We start from the raw sequence: 6,178 nt of genomic DNA, 5'->3' as shown, positions 1-6,178 counted from the left end.
AGGGCATCAGGGGGCATAATCTAGGTTCCAGGCTGTGACGCCTCAGGCTTTGTGGATGCTCACCCTGATGCCAGGGCCTGCTGGTAGCTAATCAACAAGCCCGGAGAGACACAAGGCTTTGTCTGAAAAGTCGGCGAGCGAAGGCCAGACAAGGCAAAAATCGGCGAAAAGACGGAGTTTACATACTGGTAAATGAGTACTTTGATCGGACTCGCGCACGAGCCGATTTTTAACGCCGTATGGTCGAGCACAGCCAGTTTTCAGACAGAGCCTAAGGCGTTAGCTACTCACTGCTGTGGTAACGGTAATTTCAACCTTAAGCTCCTCGGCAGGCATGGGTGCGCATACGCAGGTGCGCGCTGGTGCATAGCCTTCTGGTACCCAGGCATCCCATACCTCATTCATCGCGGCAAAATCGCTGCCATTTTTTAGATAAATGGTGGCGCTTAACAGCTGCTCACGGCTTGAGCCAATCTCTTTAAGCAGCGTATCGACCCTCGCCAGCATACTTTCAGTTTGTTCCTTGATACCGGCATTACGGGCTTCAGGACCGGCGACCTGACCACACAGATAGGCCACCCCCTGGTGAATAACAGCACGGCTCATGCGGGCTTTGGTATCATGGCGCTGAATCGTCACAGAGCAACCTCCTAACTAATTAAAAAAAAGCAGTGTAAACCGCTATTGGCTCAATGCCCAGGCTAAGTGAAATTAAGAGCGGTCCATTGGCACAGGGCGATGCTCAAATACCCGGCGCAATACAAAACTGGTATGCGCACCGGTCACCCCTTCAATACGGTTAATCACATGCAGCAGTAAGTGTTGGTAATCGTCCATGTCTTTGACTAATATTTTGAGCTGAAAGTCAGCGGCCTGACCAGTAATAATCAGACACTCAATCACATTAGGTATGTTACGAATATGGCGTTCGAAATTATCAAAGCGCTCAGGAGTATGCTGATCCATGGAAATATGTAGCAGGGCCATTAGCTGGTAGCCCAACCGGCGTGCATCAACCACGGCCCGATACCCGGTGATCAGCCCATGCTCCTCCAGGGCACGTACGCGACGCAAACAGGGTGAGGGAGACAGCCCAATACGCTCGGCCAGTTCCTGGTTACTGATGCGACCCTCCTGTTGCAGCACATCCAGAATGTGGCGGTCAAATCTGTCCAGTTCCAGAGGGACCAGTGACATAACAGCAACTCCTGCCAACAAAAAATAACTTAATGGAATTTACTGCCAATTATTCACCATAAAGGCAAAGATTCGCAATAACCTTTCGCATTAACTCCAGTACACTGTAACCACTGCCATAAGCAGGCCACGTTTCGGTACTGAACCCTGGGCCGAATAACATGCGGCTTACGTCACAAGCGGCCGCCCTTAACCACTTTTCATCAGGAAGCTCATCATGTCTGCTTTTGATCATCGCAAGTACCGCCCTGCTCCACGCGTTCCCGCTTTTAATCGTCAATGGCCCGACCGCGACCTTACGCGGGCTCCCATTTGGGTAAGCGAAGACCTGCGCGATGGTAACCAGGCGCTACTGGAGCCGATGAGCGTTGAACAAAAGCAGCGTTTCTGGCATCAGATCATCAAAGTTGGCATCAAAGAGGTGATGGTAGGTTTTCCCTCCGCCAGCCAGCCTGACTACGACTTTGTACGCTGGCTGATTGAAGAAGACCAAATCCCCGATGACGTGACGATTGCCGTACTGGTGCAATGCCGTGAGCATCTGATTGAGAAAACCTTTGAATCGCTGCTGGGTGTTAAGCGCGCCATTATCCACCTCTACAACTCCACCTCCACCATTCAACGTGAACGGGTGTTCGAGATGGACCGGGAGGGAATTACCGATATCGCAGTACAGGGGGCCACCTGGGTCAAAACCTATGCCGCCCGCCACCCGGATGTGGACTGGCGCTTCCAATACTCGCCTGAAAGCTTTTCCAGTACCGAGATTGATTTCTCTCTGGCCATTTGCGAAGCAGTGATGGATGTCTGGCAACCGACTCCGGACAACAAATGCATTCTTAACTTGCCCACGACCGTGGAAGTGGCAGGGCCACATCATCACGCCGACCAAATTGAGTATTTCTGTCAGCATATTAGCCGCCGCGACAGCGTCATTATTTCCGTACATACCCATAATGACCGTGGTGGCGCCGTCGCTTCAGCGGAGCTTGCACTGCTGGCGGGAGCCGATCGTGTAGAAGGCACCTTGCTGGGCAATGGCGAGCGTACAGGTAATATGGATATTGTCACCCTGGCAATGAACCTCTATAGCCAAGGCATAGACCCGGAACTGGATCTTTCCAACCCGGATGAAATTATCCAGGTTGTGCATGAGTGCACAGGCATTGCCATGCATCCACGCCACCCATGGGTAGGCGAAATGGTGTACACCGCATTCTCAGGCAGCCATCAGGATGCCATTCGCAAGTCGCTGAAGCATCAAAAGCCCGACGAGCCCTGGCAAGTAGCTTACCTGCCCATTGACCCTCACGATATTGGCCGTGACTATCAGGCGGTTATTCGCGTCAACAGCCAATCAGGCAAAGGTGGCATGGCCTTCTTGCTGGAGCGTGATTTCGGCATCAACCTGCCCCGCTGGATGATGCTGGCCCTGGCCCCCTACGTGCAAAAAGAGAGTGAGCAACGTAACAGCGAACTCTCCAGCAACATTATTCGCCAGGTAATGTTCGATCACTTTACCCAGGATGCCCCCCTGGCGCTGGCCGACTATCAACTTTCAAAAGGTCAGCATGAGGGTATTGAGGTCACTTTGTGGCAAGGTACGGAAACATTAAGGCTTTCAGGCACGGGTAATGGCGCTATGTCGGCGTTCACTGACGCCTGGAAACAGCACTCCGGTAGCCACGTCGCCATTATTGATTACAGCGAACACTCCCTGGGCGGTAACAGCGAAGCGAATGCCATTGCCTTTGTGCAACTGAATATCGACGGGCAGCGCATCTGCGCGGTGGCAGAAGATAGCGATACCGTTAGCGCTTCACTAAAAGCACTGTTATCAGGGATTAATATTGCCGGGCGCTCCGCAACTGAAGCAGCGGCGTCATACCAAAAAGCCTCAGCAGCAGTCTAATCCCACTTCCACAAACCAGCGCCCATGGTGGCGCTGGCACCCCATGCTACACTTGGCAGCCTATGGCGCGGTTAACAGTTCCACAAGGGTACGCATGGGTCACAGTATGACAAGCGTTCTGCTGGTAGCGTTAGGCGGCGCGCTGGGTGGCATGGGGCGAGTCGCCATTTCCAATTGCATGGCTCATTTGCTGGGCAAAAGCTTCCCCTGGGGCACCCTGACAGTCAATGCCAGCGGCGCATTGATGGCAGGCTGGCTGCTGGGCAACCTCAGCATATCCAGCCATCAACCACTCTGGCTATTTGGCGCCGTGGGGCTACTGGGGGGCTATACCACCGTTTCTTCGTTTAGCTTACAAACTCTGGCTCTATGGCAAAACGGCCACGCCCTCCGCGCTGCATTTAATATTGCAGCTACGCTGCTACTTGGCCTTGGAATGGCTATCGTTGGCTGGCTAATGGCGGGGGGCCATCTATGAGCTGGAAAATCTACCTTGCTGTTGGTATAGGAAGCGGCGTGGGTAGCGCACTGCGCTACCTGATGTCACTTGGCTCATTAGCTTTACTGGGTAGTTATTTCCCTTGGGGTACATTGATCGCTAATGTTATTGGCTCGTGGCTTATTGGCTGGCTTGCAGCAACGGTATCCCATTTCCCCCAAGGCCAACTAGCACGCTTTCAACCACTGCTAATTGCCGGTTTTTGTGGCGGTTTTACCACTTTCTCACTGTTTAGCCTGGAAAGCTTGTACCTCATGCAGCAAGGACTGGTCTGGGTGGCACTGCTATATATATTGGTTAGCCTGCCACTGTGGTTGGGTGCCGCCAAACTAGGGGAGCGTTTGGCACTCTTTCAACAGCCCCGGTCACAGGATTAGTCTATATGCGCGCTCAAATCGAAAAACATCAGTCCTGGCTATATCTAGCGTTTATTACAATGGGGCTGGCAATAGGTATTGGAGTGCCTGAAGTCGCTGAGCCGCTAGAGCAGCTATTATGGCCTCTATTAGGCGTACTACTTTACGCCACGTTTACTCAAATCCCCTTGCTTCGTATCGCCAGCGGCTTTAAAGACACGCGCTTTCTGGTTGCGTTAATGGTGGGTAACTTTATTGCCATTCCGGCATTTTTAGCCCTTATCGTTATTTGGCTACCGCTCTCCCCTGCCGTGCTGGCAGGCGTTTTGCTGGTGCTATTAATGCCCTGTACCGACTGGTTCATTACCTTTACTCACTTAGGCAAAGGGGACGCCCCCCGCGCGGTTGCCGCCACCCCGCTACTTCTACTGGTACAAATGATCGCTTTACCCGTATATCTCTGGCTATTTTTAGGTAGTGAGTGGTTTCAATTCACACTTTCAACAGAGCTACTAAACGCTTTCACAGGCCTTATCCTGGTACCCTTATTGCTAGCCTGGATCACTGAATACGCCGCCGAGCGCCATCGAGCGATTAAATACACCGTGCACAGCCTTGGGCTTCTTCCGATACCACTGCTGGCCTTGGTAGTGTTTATTATTGCCGCATCACAGGTAAACGCCATTGTTGGACTTAGCCACGTGCTGGCGCAGGTAGTATTTATTTTTATTGGCTTTTTAGTCTTTGCAGCACTGCTCGGCAAGGGGCTTGGCAAGCTGTTTGCGCTACCCACCGCCAGTGCCAGAACCCTGGCCTTTAGCTTTGGCACGCGTAATTCATTTGTGATGCTGCCTATTGCGCTTACTCTGCCCAGTGCCTGGCAGGCGGCGGTCGTGGTGATTGTGTTTCAATCCCTGGTAGAGCTATTTGGTATGGTCGCTTACCTGCGTTGGTTACCCAGCAAGATTCTGCCGGAAAGAGCTGTTAGCTAACTCGAGCGTACCCTCCTTGTACACCTTGTTTACTCATCACCAACTGCCACAAATGGATCTCTCTTGCTCGAAACACACCCGCGCAACTAAGTAAGTAGTAACGCCACATACGATAGAAGCGCTCCCCATACTGTGCTTTAAACGCCAGCCAGTGGGTTTCAAAGTTTTGATGCCACGCCATTAAGGTACGATCGTAGTCAGCACCAAAATTATGCACATCCTCCACTACAAACAGGCCTTCAGATGCATCCATGATTTGCCCTAGGGTGGGCAGTTCGCCATTAGGAAAAATATACTTATCAATCCAAGGATCAGTGACCGTATTGCTCAAATTTTTGCCAATGGTATGCAGCAAAAACAACCCTTCGTCTTTCAAACAGCGGTTAGCGACAGCCATATACTCACGGTAGTTTTTATGGCCAACGTGTTCAAACATACCTACACTCACAATACGATCAAATAGTTCGGTTTCATCCCGATAATCCTGCAAGCGGAATACAACCGGCAGCCCTTTATTCATTAGCCGTTTACCAAATTCTGCTTGCTCTTTTGAGATCGTTAGACCGACACATTCCACGCCATAGTGCTCAGCGGCATAGGCCATAAAGCTTCCCCACCCACAACCTATATCCAGCACTCTCATGCCCGGCTCAAGCTGTAGCTTACGGCATATAAGGTCTAATTTTGCCTCTTGAGCAGCATCAAGCGTGTTGGCATTTTTCCAATAACCGCAGGTATAGGTCATACGCTGGTCGAGCATCGCAGCATAAAACTCATTACCCAAGTCGTAATGTTTTTCGCCTACCTTCCACACCCGTTTACCACTTTGTCGGTTTAGCAGGCGTGTACGTAACGAATGATAGATAAGCTGTGTGGGTTTCACACGCTGGTGAAGTTGTGCTTTCAGCAATCTTGCAAAAAACTCATCTAGCTGCTCACACTCCCATTCACCTTGCATATAACTTTCGCCAAGCCCCAGATTACCGCGTGCAAGGACATTCTCAATCACTCCTGGGGCATTTAACTGGATGTCCCATGGCCGGTGCCCATTGATGCGGATATTAGCCTGATCCAAGAGCTCCGCTATAAACCGATGGGATGTAGATGTCTCATCAAACGCTGCGTTAGCACGCTCCTTTATAGGTAAATTCATGATCAGCTCCTTACTCTGCTCTATTGACTGCCACTTCATTAGTAGAGAATAGAAGTGCTTTGCAGTATT

At 51.3% G+C, this 6,178-nt stretch carries 7 protein-coding genes; 4 read left to right on the top strand and 3 right to left on the bottom strand.

Annotated elements, in window-relative coordinates:
• Positions 1-279 precede the first annotated feature (279 nt).
• The gene (locus tag HP566_RS07100; RefSeq protein WP_249976565.1) at positions 280-639 is read right to left on the bottom strand and encodes a RidA family protein; all 360 of its coding nucleotides are present in this window, start codon (positions 637-639) and stop codon (positions 280-282) included.
• Between the two features lie 72 nt (positions 640-711).
• Entirely contained in the window at positions 712-1,197 is a 486-nt protein-coding gene (locus HP566_RS07095; RefSeq protein WP_249976564.1) for an Lrp/AsnC family transcriptional regulator, read from the bottom strand.
• A gap of 217 nt (positions 1,198-1,414) precedes the next feature.
• Between HP566_RS07095 and HP566_RS07090 the strand changes: the two genes are divergently transcribed.
• From HP566_RS07090 to HP566_RS07075, 4 genes are all read left to right on the top strand, one after another.
• A complete protein-coding gene (locus HP566_RS07090) occupies positions 1,415-3,109 on the top strand; it encodes a 2-isopropylmalate synthase (RefSeq protein ID WP_249976563.1) in 1,695 nt (564 codons plus the stop codon).
• A gap of 94 nt (positions 3,110-3,203) precedes the next feature.
• A complete protein-coding gene (locus HP566_RS07085) occupies positions 3,204-3,587 on the top strand; it encodes a CrcB family protein (protein ID WP_249976562.1) in 384 nt (127 codons plus the stop codon).
• Positions 3,584-3,985 carry a fluoride efflux transporter FluC gene (locus tag HP566_RS07080; protein WP_249976561.1) on the top strand — a complete coding sequence of 134 codons (402 nt, stop codon included), beginning with the start codon at positions 3,584-3,586 and terminating at the stop codon, positions 3,983-3,985. Before HP566_RS07085 ends, HP566_RS07080 begins: the two co-directional genes overlap by 4 nt.
• 5 nt (positions 3,986-3,990) lie before the next feature.
• Positions 3,991-4,956, top strand: a complete 966-nt coding sequence (locus HP566_RS07075; protein WP_249976560.1) for an arsenic resistance protein — start codon at positions 3,991-3,993, stop codon at positions 4,954-4,956.
• Here HP566_RS07075 and cfa read toward each other — a convergent pair.
• A complete protein-coding gene (gene cfa, locus HP566_RS07070) occupies positions 4,949-6,109 on the bottom strand; it encodes a cyclopropane fatty acyl phospholipid synthase (protein WP_249976559.1) in 1,161 nt (386 codons plus the stop codon). The genes HP566_RS07075 and cfa overlap by 8 nt on opposite strands.
• Positions 6,110-6,178: the final 69 nt, after the last annotated feature.

Source organism: Vreelandella olivaria, from assembly GCF_023507745.1.
In the GTDB taxonomy this organism is placed as follows: Bacteria; Pseudomonadota; Gammaproteobacteria; order Pseudomonadales; family Halomonadaceae; genus Vreelandella; species Vreelandella olivaria_A.
The sequence above is the reverse complement of the archived record's forward strand: the minus strand, read 5'-3'. Positions and strand labels throughout refer to the sequence as shown.

Bases quoted from the DNA above. Each gene is read 5' to 3' on its own strand.
- HP566_RS07095 (WP_249976564.1), bottom strand. From the start codon at position 1,197: ATGTCACTGGTCCCTCTGGAACTGGACAGATTTGACCGCCACATTCTG.
- HP566_RS07090 (WP_249976563.1), top strand. From the start codon at position 1,415: ATGTCTGCTTTTGATCATCGCAAGTACCGCCCTGCTCCACGCGTTCCC.
- HP566_RS07085 (WP_249976562.1), top strand. From the start codon at position 3,204: ATGGGTCACAGTATGACAAGCGTTCTGCTGGTAGCGTTAGGCGGCGCG.
- HP566_RS07080 (WP_249976561.1), top strand. From the start codon at position 3,584: ATGAGCTGGAAAATCTACCTTGCTGTTGGTATAGGAAGCGGCGTGGGT.
- HP566_RS07075 (WP_249976560.1), top strand. From the start codon at position 3,991: ATGCGCGCTCAAATCGAAAAACATCAGTCCTGGCTATATCTAGCGTTT.
- cfa (WP_249976559.1), bottom strand. From the start codon at position 6,109: ATGAATTTACCTATAAAGGAGCGTGCTAACGCAGCGTTTGATGAGACA.